13 protein-coding genes are annotated in these 16,301 nt (G+C 73.0%); 8 read left to right on the top strand and 5 right to left on the bottom strand.

Features of this window, described 5'->3' with window-relative positions; genetic code table 11:
• Positions 1 to 97 precede the first annotated feature (97 nt).
• Together P2H44_RS13840 and P2H44_RS13835 are read right to left on the bottom strand one after the other, a co-directional pair.
• Positions 98 to 1,144: an ABC transporter ATP-binding protein gene (locus P2H44_RS13840; protein ID WP_275764314.1), complete on the bottom strand. Its 1,047-nt coding sequence runs from the start codon at positions 1,142 to 1,144 to the stop codon at positions 98 to 100.
• Positions 1,141 to 2,205: an ABC transporter ATP-binding protein gene (locus P2H44_RS13835; protein WP_275764313.1), complete on the bottom strand. Its 1,065-nt coding sequence runs from the start codon at positions 2,203 to 2,205 to the stop codon at positions 1,141 to 1,143. The genes P2H44_RS13840 and P2H44_RS13835 overlap by 4 nt, the downstream gene beginning before the upstream one ends.
• A 359-nt stretch (positions 2,206 to 2,564) precedes the next feature.
• On the opposite strand from P2H44_RS13835, the gene P2H44_RS13830 reads away from it, so the two are divergent.
• From P2H44_RS13830 to P2H44_RS13805, 6 genes are all read left to right on the top strand, one after another.
• Positions 2,565 to 3,341 (top strand): TetR/AcrR family transcriptional regulator, encoded by a 777-nt coding sequence (locus P2H44_RS13830; RefSeq protein ID WP_275764311.1) that lies wholly within the window; start codon positions 2,565 to 2,567, stop codon positions 3,339 to 3,341.
• Between the two features lie 272 nt (positions 3,342 to 3,613).
• Positions 3,614 to 5,968: a CaiB/BaiF CoA-transferase family protein gene (locus P2H44_RS13825; protein WP_275764310.1), complete on the top strand. Its 2,355-nt coding sequence runs from the start codon at positions 3,614 to 3,616 to the stop codon at positions 5,966 to 5,968.
• A 70-nt stretch (positions 5,969 to 6,038) separates the two neighbouring features.
• Positions 6,039 to 6,893 (top strand): enoyl-CoA hydratase, encoded by an 855-nt coding sequence (locus tag P2H44_RS13820; protein ID WP_275764309.1) that lies wholly within the window; start codon positions 6,039 to 6,041, stop codon positions 6,891 to 6,893.
• A gap of 7 nt (positions 6,894 to 6,900) precedes the next feature.
• Entirely contained in the window at positions 6,901 to 8,028 is a 1,128-nt protein-coding gene (locus P2H44_RS13815; protein WP_275764307.1) for a phosphotransferase family protein, read from the top strand.
• Between the two features lie 295 nt (positions 8,029 to 8,323).
• Entirely contained in the window at positions 8,324 to 9,592 is a 1,269-nt protein-coding gene (locus tag P2H44_RS13810; RefSeq protein WP_275764595.1) for an acyl-CoA dehydrogenase family protein, read from the top strand.
• 130 nt (positions 9,593 to 9,722) lie between these two features.
• Positions 9,723 to 10,097 carry a VOC family protein gene (locus P2H44_RS13805; RefSeq protein WP_275764305.1) on the top strand — a complete coding sequence of 125 codons (375 nt, stop codon included), beginning with the start codon at positions 9,723 to 9,725 and terminating at the stop codon, positions 10,095 to 10,097.
• Between the two features lie 58 nt (positions 10,098 to 10,155).
• On the opposite strand, the gene P2H44_RS13800 is transcribed toward P2H44_RS13805, so the two are convergent.
• The 3 genes from P2H44_RS13800 to P2H44_RS13790 all read right to left on the bottom strand — a co-directional run bounded on the left by P2H44_RS13800 (position 10,156) and on the right by P2H44_RS13790 (position 14,026).
• Complete coding sequence (locus P2H44_RS13800; protein WP_275764303.1) at positions 10,156 to 11,700, bottom strand: class I adenylate-forming enzyme family protein; 1,545 nt, start codon at positions 11,698 to 11,700, stop codon at positions 10,156 to 10,158.
• Between the two features lie 87 nt (positions 11,701 to 11,787).
• The gene (locus P2H44_RS13795) at positions 11,788 to 13,344 is read right to left on the bottom strand and encodes an acyl-CoA synthetase (protein ID WP_275764301.1); all 1,557 of its coding nucleotides are present in this window, start codon (positions 13,342 to 13,344) and stop codon (positions 11,788 to 11,790) included.
• 55 nt (positions 13,345 to 13,399) lie between these two features.
• Positions 13,400 to 14,026 (bottom strand): TetR/AcrR family transcriptional regulator, encoded by a 627-nt coding sequence (locus P2H44_RS13790; RefSeq protein ID WP_275764299.1) that lies wholly within the window; start codon positions 14,024 to 14,026, stop codon positions 13,400 to 13,402.
• Positions 14,027 to 14,198: 172 nt separating this feature from the next.
• Here P2H44_RS13790 and P2H44_RS13785 point away from each other — a divergent pair, with 172 nt between their 5' ends.
• A complete protein-coding gene (locus P2H44_RS13785; protein WP_275764297.1) occupies positions 14,199 to 15,383 on the top strand; it encodes a lipid-transfer protein in 1,185 nt (394 codons plus the stop codon).
• Between the two features lie 51 nt (positions 15,384 to 15,434).
• Positions 15,435 to 16,232 (top strand): enoyl-CoA hydratase/isomerase family protein, encoded by a 798-nt coding sequence (locus tag P2H44_RS13780; RefSeq protein ID WP_275764296.1) that lies wholly within the window; start codon positions 15,435 to 15,437, stop codon positions 16,230 to 16,232.
• Positions 16,233 to 16,301: the final 69 nt, after the last annotated feature.

The raw sequence follows: 16,301 nt of genomic DNA, 5'->3' as shown, positions 1-16,301 counted from the left end.
TCCGGGGTCCGCATCGGCGCCTTTCGCGACGCTCTCGCGGGGGTCTCGTCGTCGGGCGGGGGGCCGCTCTCCCCCGCCCGGCGTCGCGTCCTGGTCGTCAGTCGTCCGCCTGGGTCATCGCCGTCTCGATCCCGTCGGGACCGGCGAAATGGCAGGCGACGTAGTGGTCGGGGCGCAGCTCGCGCCAGTCCGGGACCTCGGCCGCGCAACGCTCCTGCGCCCAGGGGCAGCGGGTGCGGAAGCGGCAGCCCGAGGGCGGATCGACGGGGCTGGGGATCTCGCCCTTCAGGTCGATCCGGCGCGCCTCGCGCAGGTGGGCGGGCAGCGGGCGCGGCTCGGCCGACAGCAGCGCGGTGGTGTAGGGGTGCAGGGGCCTCTCGGTCACCGCCTCGGCGGGGCCGACCTCCATGAAGCGCCCCAGGTAGGTCACCGCGATCCGGTCCGAGACCTGGGCCACCACCGCGATGTCATGGGCGATGAAGGCGTAGGCGATGCCGAAGTCGCGCTGCAGGTCGGCGAAGAGGTTCAGCACCTCCCCGCGGATCGACACGTCGAGCGCGGCCACCACCTCGTCGCAGACGATCAGGCGGGGGTTCAGCGGCAGCAGGCGGGCGATGTTGGCGCGCTGCTTCTGGCCGCCCGACAGCTCGTGCGGATAGCGCGCCAGCATCTCGGCGCGCAGGCCCACGCGCTCCATGCTCTCCTGCGCGAGGCGGCGCATCTCGTCCTCGGCAACGCCGCCGCGGATGCGCAGGGGCTCGGTCAGGCTCTCCATCAGGGTCATGCGCGGGTTCAGCGCGGCATGGGGATCCTGGAAGACGATCTGGTAGGCCTGGCGCACCTTGCGCCGGTCCCGCCGGGGGACCGAGTCCAGCGTGCGGCCGTCGAGCTCGATCACGCCTTCCGTTGCATCGAGCAGCCCCACCAGCGCCCGGCCGATGGTCGATTTGCCCGAGCCGCTCTCGCCGATGATCCCGAAGGTCTCGGCGGGGCGGATCTCGAAATCGACCCCGTCCACGGCCTTCACCGTGTCGGAGCCGTCGAGCGAGGGGAACAGGATCCGCAGGCCCGCGACCCGGACGACCGGCGTTTCGGTCCCGGCGGAAACGGCGGAGGCGGCGGCGGGGGAAGGGGCGGCGCTCAATCGACGGCTCCCGGAAGGGTCAGTTCGGAGGTGCGGCGGCAGCGGGCCCGGCGGCCGGGCGCCACGTCGTCGAGGACCTGCGGGCGTTCGCAGCCCGCCTCGGCGTAGGCGCAGCGGTCGCGGAAGCGGCAGCCCTCGGGCATCGCCATGGGCGAGGGCACGCGGCCGGGGATGAAGGCGAAGGAGCGTCGCCCGTCCTCGTCCAGCCCGCGGTTGAGCTGGGGAAGCGAGCGCAGCAGCCCCGAGGTGTAGGGATGGCGCGGGCGCATCAGCGCCTCGTCCACCGGCGCGTCCTCGACCACCTGGCCCGCGTACATGGTGATCATGCGGGTGCAGGTCTCGGCCACCACGCCCAGGTCGTGGGTGATGAACAGAAGTGCGGTGCCCGTCTCCTCCGACAGGCGCGCCAGCAGGTCCATGATCTGGGCCTGGATGGTGACGTCGAGCGCGGTCGTCGGCTCGTCGGCGATGATCAGCTCCGGCCGGCAGACCAGCGCCATGGCGATCATCGCGCGCTGGCGCATGCCGCCCGACAGCTGGTGGGGGTATTCCTGCGCCCGGCGGGCGGGGGCGGGGATGCCGACCTCGGCCAGCGCCTCGATCACCCGCTCCTTCTCCTCGGCCTTGGAGACGGTCTTGTGGATGCGCAGCGCCTCGCCGATCTGCTCGCCGATGGTGAACACGGGGTCGAGCGCGGTCATCGGCTCCTGGAAGATCATCGCGATCTTCGCGCCCCGCATCCGCCGCATCCGCGAGGCCGAGGCGGTCAGCAGGTTCTCGCCGTCCAGCATCACCCGGCCGTCGATGCGCGCCGAGGGCGGCAGCAGGCGCATCAGGGCGAGGCCGGTGACGGTCTTGCCGCAGCCGCTTTCGCCCACCAGGCCCACGCGCTCGCCGCGGGCGATCTGGAAGTCGACCCCCTCGGTCACGCGCACGCCGCCGAAGCCGCGGCGCGGGCCGAAGGCGATGCCCAGCCCCTCGACCGAAAGAAGGGGGGCGGAGGCCGCGTCGGTGCGCGCGGCGGCGGAGGGGCGGGGGGCGAGTCCGGCCTCGACGCTCATGCGGCGGACAGGCCCCGGCCGACCGGAAGACGGGTGATGATGGCGCGTCCGCAGACGGCCGCTCGCTGCGCGTCGCGGACCGGCCGCGCGCGCTCGCGTGTCGCCACGCTCATGTCGTTCTCCTCCCGCAGTCCGCAGGGTTGACCCCTGTCTGGTGCGCGCCGCCGACCCCGGAACGATTCCTGACGGTCGACAGGCTGACGCTTGTCAGGCTACAGAGGGCGCCTTGGAGCGTCAAGCCGCCTGCCGGCCGGTCAGCAGAATCGGTCGCACCCGGGCGGCGCGCGCCCGGCGCCTCGCTTGCGCCGCCTCCGGGCGGCCCCTAGGCTCGGCCGCCGGGGACATCGGAGAACGTTCGCGTGACGGCGAAGCAGTCGAAGACCGGGGGCAGGACCGGCGCAGGGCGCAAGCCGCGCGCCGAGCTGGCGGAGGCGGTGGTCGAGGGGATCCAGAACCCCGACCTCGTCCAGATCCGCCGCGACCAGATCTGCGACGCCTCGCTGGAGCTGTTCCTGGAGAAGGGCTTCGCCTCGACCACGATCCGGGACATCTGCGCCCGGTCAGGCGTGAACCAGGCCAGCATCTACGACTACGTCGCCAACAAGCACGACATCCTGCGCCGGCTGCTGAACAAGCTGTGGTTCCGCACCGACGCCCCCACCCTGCCCGAGATGCTCGACGCCCGCCCGGACGAGCCGCTGGAGGAGGTGCTGGTCGACTACCTGCGCCAGCTCTGGGGGACGAACGGCAAGGGAATCATGCTCTCTTACCGCGCGGTGCCCCACCTGCGCGACGCCGACCGCCGCGCGATGATCGCGCGGGAGCGGCGGATGATGGCCGACCTCGCCGTGCACCTGCGCCGCCTCGCCGGCGTGCCCGAGGACGATCCCCACGCCGAGATCATGGCCAACCTGATGGTGTTCATGACCGCCTTCGGCCCCATGCGCGACCGGCTGAACCGGGGCGTGGACCCCGAGGTGGTGCTGCGCACCGTCGCCTTCTCGATGGCCGCGATGGTCGAGCGGCTGGCGCGCGAATCCGCCGCCCGCGGCGACGCCCCCGCGAGCGGCCCGTCCCAGGCCGCGGCCGGCGCCGGCGCGCCCGTCGCCGGGGCCGAGGCCGCGCGGCGAAGCTGAGCCGCAGCGCCGGCGCCGCCGCGCCCGCATCCCCCCGCCCTCGCCTCCGGATCGCAAGGCAGGCTGATCGTCGGCCTTGATTCCTGACAGCTGTCAGGCCTACGCTCGCGCGAAGAATCCGCCCCCCGTCCGCCCTCCCCGCGGACAGGAGAGGGCGGACGCAGACAACGATCTGGGAGGATCCCCATGATGCGGCCCGCACCGCAGTCGCGCCCCCTGGGCGCGCGCGCCCGCCTGACCCCCGCCTCCGCCGTCCGTCCGGGTCTCGCCCGATGAGCGGCGCGCAGACCTCCCGCCCGGGCGCGGGCCCGCTCGCCGGCATCCGCGCGGTCGAGATCGGCGGCGGCGTCGGCGGCGCCTGGTGCGGGCGGATGCTCGCCGACCTCGGCGTCGAGGTGCTGCGGGTCGAGCCCGAGGGCGGCGATCCCCTGCGCCGGCGCCGCGAGATCGCCGACGATCCCCGCACCGAGGGCCTGCTCCACGCCTGGCTGGACCACGGCAAGACCGCGGCCGAGGGCGACCTCGACGCGCTGGTCGCCGACGCCGACCTGCTGATCCTGGGCGAGGAGGCGGCGCGCCCCGCGCTCGCCTCCCGCCCCCGCGCGGCGACCGTCGACCTGCGCTGGTTCGCGGCCCAGGGCCCACGGGCGACCTGGGCGGGCTCCGACGCCGTGGTGCAGGCGCTGATCGGGATGATCTACGTGGTCGGCCCCAAGGATGGCCCGCCCCAGCAGCTCGGCGACCTCCAGGCCTCGATGGTGGGCGGCGTCTTCGCGCTGCACGCGGCCCTCGCCGCGCTCTACGCGGGCGGGCGGCATCGGGGGTTCGAGGTGGGGATCCTCGAATCGAACCTGTGCCTGTCCGAGCTCGCGATGGCCGATTCCATCGTCTACGACCGCAAGTGCGAGCGGCTGGGCGTGAACCGGTTCTTCCCGACCTGCCCCGTCTCCTCCCACCTCTGCGCCGACGGGCGCTGGCTGGGCATCACCGTGCTGACGCCCGCGCAGTGGGCCGCTTTCTGCGAGATGCTGGACCTGCCGGAGTGGGCGACCGACCCCGGCCTCGCCACCATCCAGCTGCGCGGCGAGCGCGCGGACGAGATCGAGGCCGAGATCGACCGCCGCCTGAAGGCCAAGACGGCCGAGGAATGGGCCGCGCTGGGCCGGAAGATGCGCGTGCCGATGGCGGTGATCCCGGACGCCGAGACCCTGATAAACCACCCGATCTTCGGCCCCCGCGGCCTGCTGCAGACGATCGAGGCCGGCGGGCGCGGCCTGGTCGCCCCGCGCAGCCCGATCCGCGTCGCCGACACCGGCGGCGGGGGCGAGCCGCTCGACACCTCCGCCGCGCGCGACGCCGCCCCCGGCGCGCCGCTGACCGGGCTTCGGGTCGCCGACTTCTCGATGGGCTGGGCCGGGCCGCTGATCACCCGCATCCTCGCCGACCTCGGGGCCGAGGTGATCAAGATCGAGGCCGGCCGCTATCCCGACTGGTGGCGCGGCACGCTGTGGGACGCCGAGTCCATCGCGCGCCGCCAGTACGAGGAAAGCCGCCGCTTCACCGCCCTGAACCGCGGCAAGAAGAGCGTAAGCCTCGACCTGACCACCGACGAGGGCAAGCGCCTGGCCAAGGCCCTGGTCGACGCGAGCCAGCTGACGGTCGAGAACCACGCCGCCTCGGTCATGGACCGGCTGGGCATGGGGTGGGAGTCGCTCTCGAAGGGGCGCGACGACCTGGTGATGATCTCCGCCTCGGCCTTCGGCGGGCGCAACGAGTGGTCGGACACCCGCGCCTACGGCTCGACGCTCGAACATGCCTCGGGCCTGCCCTCGTTCCGGGGCGATCCGTCCTGGCCGCCGACGATGGGCCACATCGCCTATGGCGACCCGATCGGCGGCCTCTACGGGGCCGCGGCGGCGCTGGCGGCGCTGGTGCACCGCAAGCGCGGCGGCAAGGGCCAGTGGGTGAACATGAGCCAGGTGGAGTGCCTGGTGCCCTTCGCCGCCGCCGCCATGCTGACCCGCGGCGCGACCGGGGCCGAGCCGCCCCGCATCCGCAACCGTCACGCCGTGATGGCCCCGCACGGCATCTATCCCGGCGCGGGCGAGGATCGCTGGATCCACGTCGCCGCCCAGGACGACGCCGCCTGGGCGACGCTCGCGCGGACCATCGGGCGCGAGGATCTCGCCGGCCTCGACCTCGCCGCCCGCCGCGCGCGGGAGGACGAGCTCGACGCCGCCGTCGCCGCCTGGACCGCGACGCAGGACATCCTGGACGCCGCCGAGGCGCTGCAGGCCGCCGGCGTCGCCGCCGCCCCGGTGCTGACGCCCGAGGAGACGCTGGAGGACGCGCATCTCGCCGCCGTCGGCGCGCATCTCGACATCGAGCGGCCCCACGTGGGCGTGCAGCGGCAGTTCTCGCTCTCAATCCTCGAGGACGGGGCGCGCAAGCCGCCCTTCGGCCCCGCGCCGCTGCTGGGCGCCGACACCCACGACGTGCTGACCGGCATCCTGGGCGTCGAGGAGACGGCCTACCAGGCGCTGGTGACCTCGGGCGTGATCAGCCTGCGCCCCACCGCCCTGCGCGCCGCCGCCCCCGCGGCCGAAGCCGCCGTGCCCGCCGAATGACCTTTCCCCTTCGCTCGCCCGCGCCCCGCCCGGCGCGGGCGGGCGCCCCCGCCTTGCAGGAGACGCTCCGATGAGCTTCCAGGAAATCCTCGTCTCGACCGCCGACGACGTGACCACCATCACCCTCAACCGGCCCGACCGGCTGAACGCCTACACGCCCACGCTCGCCGACGAGCTGCAGCAGGCCGTCGTCGCCGCCGGCGCCGATCCCGCCTGCCGGGTGATCGTGATCACCGGCGCCGGCCGCGGCTTCTGCGCGGGCGCCGACATGGGCGTGCTCGAGAACGCGGTCGCCTCCAAGGGCACGTCCGAGCGCAAGGCCGCCCCGACGCCGAAGCCCGATTCCAGCTTCGCCGGCGCGCCCGGCCCGTCGCTGGGCACGGTCTACGACGGGCGCTTCGGCTACCTCTACAGCTGCCCCAAGCCGGTGATCGCCAAGATCAACGGCCCCTGCGCGGGCATCGGCCTGATCCTCGCGCTCTACTGCGACCTGCGCTTCGCCGCGGACGAGGCCAAGTTCACCACCGCCTTCGCCGCCCGCGGCCTGGTGGCCGAGCACGGCATCGCCTGGCTGCTGCCCCGCCTGGTGGGCGAGGCGCGCGCGCTCGACCTGCTGTTCACCGCCCGCAAGTTCACCGGGGCGGAGGCCGAGGAGCTGGGCCTCGTCAACCGCTCGGTCCCCGGCGACGCGCTCGACGCCCATGTCGAGGGCGTGGCGCAGAGCCTCGCCAAGGAGGTCTCGCCCCGCTCCATCGCGGTGATGAAGCGGCAGGTCCGCGCCTCCTATTTCCAGAGCTTCGGCGAGTCGCTCGCCATCGCCGACGACGAGATGAGCGCCAGCTTCAAGGCTCCCGACTTCGGCGAGGGCGTGAAGAGCTTCGTCGAGCGCCGTCCCCCCGCCTTCCCCGCCGTCGCCGCGAAGTGAGGGGGCGATGAGCGTGGCCCAGGCCCCCCGCCCCTCCGCCGCCTCCCCGCAGGGAGACGGCGACACCCCCCGCGTGCAGGCGCCGAGCGAGATCCACCGCTTCGACGCCGACGCGCTCGCCGCCTGGTTGACGCCCCACCTGCCCGAGGCGGCGCAGGGGCTGGAGGTGCACCAGTTCCAGGGCGGCATGTCGAACCCGACCTTCCTGCTGACCGGCGCCGGCGGCAGACGCTGGGTCCTGCGCAAGAAGCCGCCCGGCAAGCTGCTGCCCAAGGCCCATGCCGTGGACCGCGAGTTCCGGGCCATGGCGGCGATGGAGCATACGCCCGTCCCCGCCCCGAAGATGATCGCCTATTGCGACGACCCGGGCGTGATCGGCGCCGAGTTCTACGTGATGGAGCATGTCGAGGGCCGGGTGATCCCCTCGGCCGCGCTCGCGCCCATGAAGCCCGAGCACCGGCGCGAGGCCGCCTTCGCCCTGATCGACGCGCTGGCGGACCTGCACGCCGTCGACTGGCGCAGGGACCTCGAGGGGTTCGGCAAGCCCGGCGGCTACCTGGTGCGCCAGACCGCCCGCTGGGCGGGCCAGGTGGAGGCGTCGAAGGACGTGCTGCCGGCCGACGTCGACTATTCCGACCTCGACTGGCTGCGCGGCTGGCTGGAGACGCACGCCCCCAACGCCGTCGACGAATCCACCGTGGTCCACGGCGACTACCGGCCCGGCAACGTCATCATGCACCCGACCGAGCCGAAGCTGCTGGCGATCCTGGACTGGGAGCTGTGCACCATCGGCCACCCGCTCTCGGACCTCGCCTACCTGCTGCGGCCCTGGTCGATGCCCCCGGGCGCGCCCGACCGGGTCGACCCGGAGGCCGACGGCATGCCGACCGAGGCCGAGATGCTCGAGCGCTACCGCGCCCGCTCGGGGCGGGAGCGGATCGACGACTGGCCGATCTACGTGGCCTTCTCGATGTTCCGGCTGGGCGCCATCGCCATGGGCGTCGCCGCCCGCGCGGCCCAGGGCAACGTCAGCTCGGCGGGCGTCGACCCGCGGGCGATGTGCGAACGCGGCCAGGTGATGGCCGCCGCCGGTCGCCGCGTGGCCGAGCAGGCCGACGCGGCCGCGGGCGGCTGAGGCCCCCCGCCGCGTCTCGCGGACCGGCGCGGCAGCCGGTCCGCGGGGCGTTCCGACCCGGCCTTCGACCGCCTGCGGCGACACGGCTTGCCAACCGGCCGACAGGCAACTTGACGGCGAAGGCGGCGCCCCCTAGCGTCGCATCCGACGTCCCCCGGGGCCCCTCGACAAGGCCCGTCCCGGACCCGCCGCAAGGCGCGGTCCCAACACTCGAAAGCGCCCCGCGACGGCGCCCATCTCTGGGAGGAGACCCGTGAAGCATTCCCTGCCCCATCAGGACATCAACGACCTCACGATGTCCGAGAAGGTCCGCCCGCTGCTGGACAAGGTGATCCGGCACGTGCGCGACAACTGCGACCCCGTGCTCGAGGAATTCCAGAGCCTGGACGCCCAGAAGTCCGACCGCTGGACCTGGCATCCCCGCCAGCTCGAGATCATGGAGGACCTCAAGAACAAGGCCAAGAAAGACGGCCTGTGGAACTTCTTCCTGCCCAACGCCGAGACCGGCGAGGGCCTGTCGAACCTCGACTACACCTACATCGCGGTCGAGCTGGGCAAGAACCCGCTGGCCTCGAAGTCGCTGAACTGCTCCGCCCCCGACACCGGCAACATGGAAGTGCTGGAGCGCGTCGGCACGCCCGAGCAGAAAGAGAAGTGGCTCAAGCCCCTTCTGAACGGCGAGATCCGCTCCTGCTTCGGCATGACCGAGCCGGACGTCGCCTCCTCCGACGCGCGCAACATCCACACCCGCGCGGTGCTGGAGGGCGACGAGTGGGTGATCAACGGCGAGAAGTACTACATCTCCGGCGCCGGCGATCCGCAGTGCAAGATCATGATCTGCATGGTCCTGACCGACCCGGAGGCCGAGCCCTTCCGCCAGCAGTCCCAGATCCTGGTGCCGATGGACACGCCCGGCGTGAACATCGTGGGCCCGATGTGCGTCTTCGGCCATGACGACGCGCCCCACGGCCACATGCACATCAAGCTCGAGAACGTGCGCGTCCCCAAGGAGAACATCCTCTGGGGCGTCGGCAAGGGCTTCGAGATCTCCCAGGTCCGCCTGGGCCCGGGCCGCATCCATCACTGCATGCGCTCGATCGGCGCGGCGGAGAAGGCGCTGGACCTGATGATCTCGCGCGGGCTCAACCGCCAGGCCTTCGGCAAGCGGATCATCGATCTCGGCAAGAACATGGAGACCATCTCCCGCGCCCGGATCGAGATCGAGGCGATGCGCCTGATGGTCCTCAAGGCCGCCAAGGCGATGGACGTGCTGGGCAACAAGGAGGCCCGCGTCTGGGTCTCGATGGTGAAGGCCATGGTGCCCGAGAAGTGCTGCCAGATCATCGACCAGGCCATGCAGGTGCACGGCGCCACCGGCGTCTCGCAGTGGTCGCCGCTGTCGGAGATGTACACCAAGCAGCGCACCCTGCGCCTGGCCGACGGCCCCGACGAGGTCCACCACAACGTCATCGCCCGCGCCGAGGTGAAGGACTTCCAGTCCTCCAACGACCGCCAGGCCGCGATGAAGAACACCGCCGGCGGCAAGCTGTTCGAAGGGCCGTGAGGCCTCCCCGGGCGGCCTGAGCGCCGCCCGGCCTGAACCACAGACGCCCCGCCCGGGAGACCGGGCGGGGCGTCTTGCCTTTTCGACGCGGCCCGGGCCGTGGATCGACCGAGCCCGGAGGCGCGCGACGATGCAGATGACCTATACCGTTCTTCCCTGCGCGGACCTCGCGCGGTCGCGCGCGTTCTACGAGCAGGCCCTGGGCCTCCCGGTCGTCGAGGACCTGGAGGGCTGGGTCAGCTTCGACGTCGGCGGAACGCTGCTGACGCTGCGGCCCCGCGGCGTCTGGTGGGTCTGCGACGACGGCCCGATGCCGGCCGGCGCGTCGCCGGTCCAGATCGCCCTGCGCATCCCGGCCGAGAGCGTGGACGACTGGCACGACCGGCTGATGCGCCACGGGGCGACCCTCCTGCGCGCGCCGACGAACCTGCCGAAATGGGGCCACCGCGCGATGTTCTTCGCCGACCCCGACCGCAACATCGTCGAGCTCTACGCCGAACTCTGATCCCCGCGCCCCGCCCCTGCGCGCGGGTCCCGGGCGCGCCGCCCGGGACCCTGGGCGCTCATCCGTCGGCGGATTCGGGGACCGAAAACCGCTCCACCAGCAGGAACTTCTGCACCTTGCCGGTGGGCGTGCGCGGCAGGGCCTCGGTGTCGAAGAGGAACCGCTTGGGCGTCTTGAACCCCGCCATCCGCGCGCGGCAGTGCGCCTCCAGCGCCGCCGCGTCGACCGAGCCGGGCCTGGCGACGATCAGGGCGGTGACCGCCTCGCCCCACATCTCGTGGGGCAGCGCGAAGACCGCGGCGTCCTGCACGGCGGGGTGGTCGAGCAGCACCTCCTCGACCTCTGCGGCATGCACGTTCTGGCCGCCGGTGACGATCATGTCCTTCTTGCGCCCGCGGATCGTCAGGTAGCCCTCGGCGTCGATCGAGCCGAGGTCCCCGGTATGGATCCAGCCGTTGCGGAAGGTCTCGGCCGTCTTCTCGGGGTTCTGCCAGTAGGCCGTGGTGGCGTTGGGGGAGCGGCCGATGATCTCGCCCGTCTCGCCCACCGGCAGGTCGCGGCCCGCGTCGTCCACCACCCGCACCTCGGCGAACAGCACCGCGCGGCCGACCGAGCCGGGGGCGCGCCGGCGGTCCTCGGGCGTCGAGGCGACCAGGGCGCCGGTCTCCTGCATCCCGTAATACTCGTAGACGTGGGGGCAGAGCCGCGCCTCCGTCGCCCGCCGGATCGGCTCGGGCAGGGAGGAGCCGGCGAAGACCACCGCGCGCAGGCTGCTGAGGTCCGCCTGCACGTCGTCCTGCGCGGTCAGCAGCATCGCGGCCATGGTGGGCACGAGGTTGAGGATCGTCACCCCCTCGGCCTCGATGGCGCGCAGCACCGCCGCCGGCTCGAAGTTCATCAGCACGTTGGGCACGCCGTAGACCGCCGCGGCCCCGATCCAGGCGAAGCCGACCCGGCCGAAGGCGGGGAACACGGTCATCATCACGTCGCGGGGCGAGCAGTCGAAGCCGATGAACATCGGGGCGAGCGTCGCGTTGTTGTACTGCGACAGCAGGTAGGACTTGGGCAGGCCCGTCGTGCCGGAGGTGAGGTTGAAGTAGAAGGGATCGCTCTCCTCGACCTCCACCGTCGGCGGCGTCGGCGCGCCCTGCGCCAGCACCTCCTCGTAGAGGCGGGCCGAGGCGTCGCCGTCCGCCTCGCCCACGCGGATGCGCAGGTCGCGGCCGTGCCGGCAGGCGCCCGCGGCGGCGGCGAAGCGGTCCTCGTAGATCAGGCCGCGGGCGCCCATCGCCTCCATCAGCCCGTCGAGCTCGGGCGGCGCGAGGCGGTAGTTCAGCGGCACGCCCACGATCCCCGCCCGCGACAGGGCGAAGTAGATCTCCACGATCTCGGTGCGGTTCGACACCAGGAAGGCCAGCACGTCGCCCTTGGCGAAGCCGGCCGCGCCCAGCGCGTTGGCCAGGCGGTTGGCGCGCGCATCGACCTCGGCGTAGGTGGCGCGCCGGCCGGTCCCCACGTCGACCACCGCCGTGCGCTCGCCCCTGCGGATCGCGGCGGTCGCCAGCAGGCTGCCGGGCAGCATCTTTCCCAGCGCTCTATCCATGACGCTCTCTCCCTGTCGGCGCGTCTCCGCACGCCCTGAAACGGTGTCCGGGGGGCGGTTCGCCCGCCCTCCCGGCGCGGCTTGAAATCAGCTGACGTTGCGGCCGGCGTCGCTCCAGAACGGGGCGCGCAGATCGCGTTTCAGGATCTTGCCCGCCCCCGACAGGGGCAGCGGCTCGGACCGGATCTCGATCGAGCGGGGGCACTTGTAGTGCGCGATCAGGGCGCGGCAGTGCTCGATCAGCTCCGCCTCGGCGGCGGTCGCGCCGGGGGCGGCGTAGACCACGGCGTGCACCTGCTCGCCCCAGTGCTCGTGCGGGATGCCGATCACCGCGGCCTGGGCCACGGCGGGATGCTGGGCGAGCGCGTTCTCCACCTCGACCGAGTAGACGTTCTCGCCGCCGGTGATGATCATGTCCTTCACCCGGTCGACCACGTAGACGAAGCCGTCCTCGTCCAGGTAGCCGCCGTCGCCGGTGTGCATCCAGCCGCCCTTCAGGGCGTCCGCGGTCTCCTTCGGACGCTCCCAGTAGCCCATCATCACCACGTCGCCGCGCACGCAGATCTCGCCGACCTCGCCCACGGGCAGCGGGTTGTCCTCGGCGTCCACGATCCGCACCTCGCAGCCCAGCGTGGCGCGCCCGGCGGAGCGGTGGCGGCCCTTGGCGCGGCCCTCGCCGATATGCTCCTTCCAGTGCAGGACGGTGGCGATGGGCGAGAGCTCGGTCTGCCCGTAGGCCTGCGCGAACTCGACCCCCGGCAGGGCCTTCATCGCGCGGTCCAGCACCGCCTCCGAGATCGGGGAGGCGCCGTAGGCGATGCGGCGGAGCGAGCCGAGGTCGTAGTCCCCCACCTTCGGATGATCGACCAGCATCTGGATCATGGTGGGCACCAGCAGCGCGTCGGTGATCTTCTCGTCCTGGATCGCCTGCAGCACGCCGTCGGGCGTGAAGGCCCGGATCATCCGGTTCGAGCCGCCCGACAGCAGCAGCGAGAACATCGCCGCCCCGTTGGCCAGGTGGAACATCGGCGCCGCGTGCAGATAGGTGACGTCGACGCCGAACAGCCCCTCGGCCAGCGCGTTGAAGGCGTTCGCCGTCAGGTTCCCGTGGGAGAGCATCACCCCCTTGGATCGCCCGGTGGTGCCGCCGGTGTAGAAGATGCCGGCCAGGTCCTCGGCCTTGCGCATCGCGTCGGGGATCGGGTCGGAGGCGGTCGCCAGCGTCTCCCACGCGGTCATGCCCGCGGGCGGCTCGCCCGCGTCGGCGTAGACCAGCGCCATGCCGGGGAAGGCCTTGGCGATCTCGGCCCCCAGCTCGGCGAAAGCGCGGTCGACGATCAGCACCTTCGCGCGGCAATCCTCCAGCGCGTCGCGGTTCTCGACCGCGCTCCAGCGCACGTTGAGGGGGACGATCACCGCGCCCGCCCAGGCGGCGGCGAGATAGGCCTCGAGGTAGAGGTCCGAGTTCAGCGACAGGATCGCCACCCGCTCCCCCTCCGCCGCGCCCAGGCCGCGCAGGCCGCCGGCGGCGCGCGCCACCCGCTCGGCCACCTCGCCCCAGGTGCGGTATCGCCCCTCGAACCCGGTCGCCACGGCGTCGCGGTTGATCTGCGCCGCCCGGCGCAGTCCGTGCGTGAGATTCATCTCGTCCTCCCTGATTGCGCGCGGGGCGTCTTTTCGACCCCGTCGCGCCGGTCCGTCAGTCGTTCGCGAGCCCCTGGGTCAGCGTCTGCGCGAAATCCTCCACCACCGCCTCGGCGCTCATCGGGCCGTCGTCGCGATGCCAGCGGCCGATCCAGTTCAGCGCGCCGCCCAGCGCGAAGGCCGCCATCTTGGCGTCGCACGGGCGGATCGAGCCGTCCGCGATCCCCGCCTCGATCCAGCCGCGGAAGGCCGCGTCCACGCGCTTCTTGCACTCCGAGATGCCCTCGCGCTGGTCGGGCGTGAAATCCTGGACGTCGAAGCGGATCAGGCAGCGCCCGCGCGGGGTGGTCATCAGCAGTCCGTAGGCGCGGATCAGCGCCCGCAGGCGCGCCAGCCCGTCGCCGGGCCCCGCCTCGATCCGCGCGATCGCCTCGGCCGCCTGCTCGTAGCCCGCCATCCAGCAGGCGAACAGGATCTCGGTCTTGCCGGAGAAGTAGTTGTAGAGCGCCGGCTTGGTGATGTGCAGCCGCTCGGCCACCTGGTTGAGCGTGACGTGGTGGTAGCCCTGCTCGAGGAACAGCTCCAGCGCCGTGTCCAGGATCGCCTCGCGCTTGGCCGAGCGGTCGCGGCGGCGCCGCTCCGGCGTCGGAAAGGGCGAGATCTGCGTCGCGGGACGGGTCATGCGCGGGGTCGTCTCCTGCCGGGCCCGCGAACCGGAGTCGCGGGGCTGCGCCGTCGGGCGCATCATGGCGCCGAACGCGGTCGTTGACCACGACCACGGGCCCGTTTATTACCCACGGGTAACCAAATGTCCACGGGTAGGAACCGCCCGGGACGGCCAGGGAGGGCCGCAGATGTCCGGCAAGGCGCATGTCGCGGGCGTGGGGATGATCCCCTTCGCCAAACCGGGGGCGTCGGCCCCCTATCACGCGATGGGGGCCGAGGCCGCGCGCCTCGCGCTCGCCGACGCGGGCATCGGCTACGAGGACGTCGCCCAGGCCTACGTCGGCTACGTCTACGGGGATTCGACCTGCGGGCAGCGCGCGCTCTACCAGGTGGGCGCCACCGGCATCCCGATCGTGAACGTGAACAACAACTGCTCCACCGGCTCGACCGCGCTCTACCTCGCGCGCCAGGCGGTGGAATCGGGCCAGGTCGACTGCGTGCTGGCCCTGGGGTTCGAGCAGATGAACCCCGGCGCGCTGGGCGCCGTCTTCCACGACCGCGACAACGTCTTCGCCGCGTTCGACGCCGCCACCGACGCGCTCGTCGGCCATCCGGAGGTGCCGCTGGCGCTGCGCTATTTCGGCGGCGCGGGGCTGAGCCACATGGAGAAGCACGGCACGCCGCTGGCCTCCTTCGCCAAGATCCGCGCCAAGGCCTCCCGCCACGCCGCGAAGAACCCCAAGGCGGTGTTCCGCAAGGAGGTCACGGCCGAGGACGTGCTCGCCGACCAGGTGATCTGGCCCGGCGTGATGACCCGGCTGATGGCCTGCCCGCCCACCTGCGGCGCGGCGGCGGCGGTGCTGGTGTCGGAGCGCTTCGCGAAGGACCGCGGCCTCGACGCCTCGGTCCGCATCCGCGCCCAGGCGATGACCACCGACCGCCCCTCGACCTTCGAGGCCGGGGACATGATGCGCGTGGTCGGCTACGACATGGCGCGCGAGGCGGCCGACAAGGTCTACGAGGCCGCGGGCGTCGGCCCCGAGGACCTCGACGTGGTCGAGCTGCACGACTGCTTCGCCCACAACGAGCTGATCACCTACGAGGCGCTGCGCCTGTGCCCCGAGGGCGGGGCCGAGCGGTTCATCGACGACGGCGACAACACCTACGGCGGCCGGGTGGTGACCAACCCCTCGGGCGGCCTGCTGTCGAAGGGCCACCCGCTGGGCGCCACCGGCCTCGCGCAGTGCTACGAGCTGACCCGGCAGCTGCGCGGAACCGCCGAGGCGACCCAGGTCGCGGGCGCGCGCCTGGCGCTTCAGCACAACCTCGGCCTGGGCGGCGCCTGCGTGACCACCCTCTACGAGCGCGCCTGAGGGGGCCCCGCCCCCCTCTCGCCCCCACTTACGCCGGAGACGCCCCGCCCCATGACCGACCCCATCGACCCCGAGAGCGCGGTGATCGAGAGCCGCGAGGGCGCCGTCGCGGTGCTGCGGCTGAACAACCCCGCCCAGCTCAACGCCCTGACCCTGCCGATGATCGGCGCCCTGCGCCGGGCGGTGCAGCGCGCGATCGACGATCCGCAGGTCCGCGCCCTGCTGCTGACCGGCGAGGGGCGCGGCTTCTGCGCCGGCGCGCAGCTGGGCGGGGAGGTCTTCGCCTCCGGCGCCTCCATCGCCGACGGGATGCGCCGCGAGCTCAGCCCCCTGATCCTCGCCCTGCGCGAGGGGCCCAAGCCCGTGGTCTGCGCCGTCAACGGGGCGGCGGCGGGGGCGGGCGTGGGCATCGCGCTGGCCGGCGACGTGGTCATCGCGGCCCGCTCGGCGCGCTTCCTGCTCAGCTTCGGGCGGCTGGGGGCGGCGCTCGACGGGGGGACCTCGGTGCTGGTGCAGCAGCTCGCGGGCGCGGCGCGGGCGCGGGGCATGGCCCTGCTCGCCCGACCCCTCGACGCCGAGACGGCCGAGCGCTGGGGCCTGGTCTGGTCGGTCGTCGACGACGAGGCCCTGGCGGAGGAGGCGATGGCGACCGCCCGGGCCCTCGCCGACGGCCCGCCCCTGTCCCTCGCCACGATCAAGCGACAGCTGCGCGAGGGCTGGACCGCCGATCTCGCCGACGCGCTCGACGCCGAGGCGGGGGAGCAGGCGATCCTGTTCCAGACCGAGGACCTGCGCGAAGGCGCCGCCGCCTTCGTCGAACGCCGCGCCCCGGTCTTCCACGGCCGCTGAGCCCGCCCCCCTCCGGCGCGGGCCGCCCCGCGCCGGCGCGCCCTCCGATTGAATTCCCGGCCGGGGCGC

This window comes from Albimonas marina (assembly GCF_029223255.1).
Lineage (GTDB): Bacteria > Pseudomonadota > Alphaproteobacteria > Rhodobacterales > Rhodobacteraceae > Albimonas.
The sequence above is the reverse complement of the archived record's forward strand: the minus strand, read 5'-3'. Positions and strand labels throughout refer to the sequence as shown.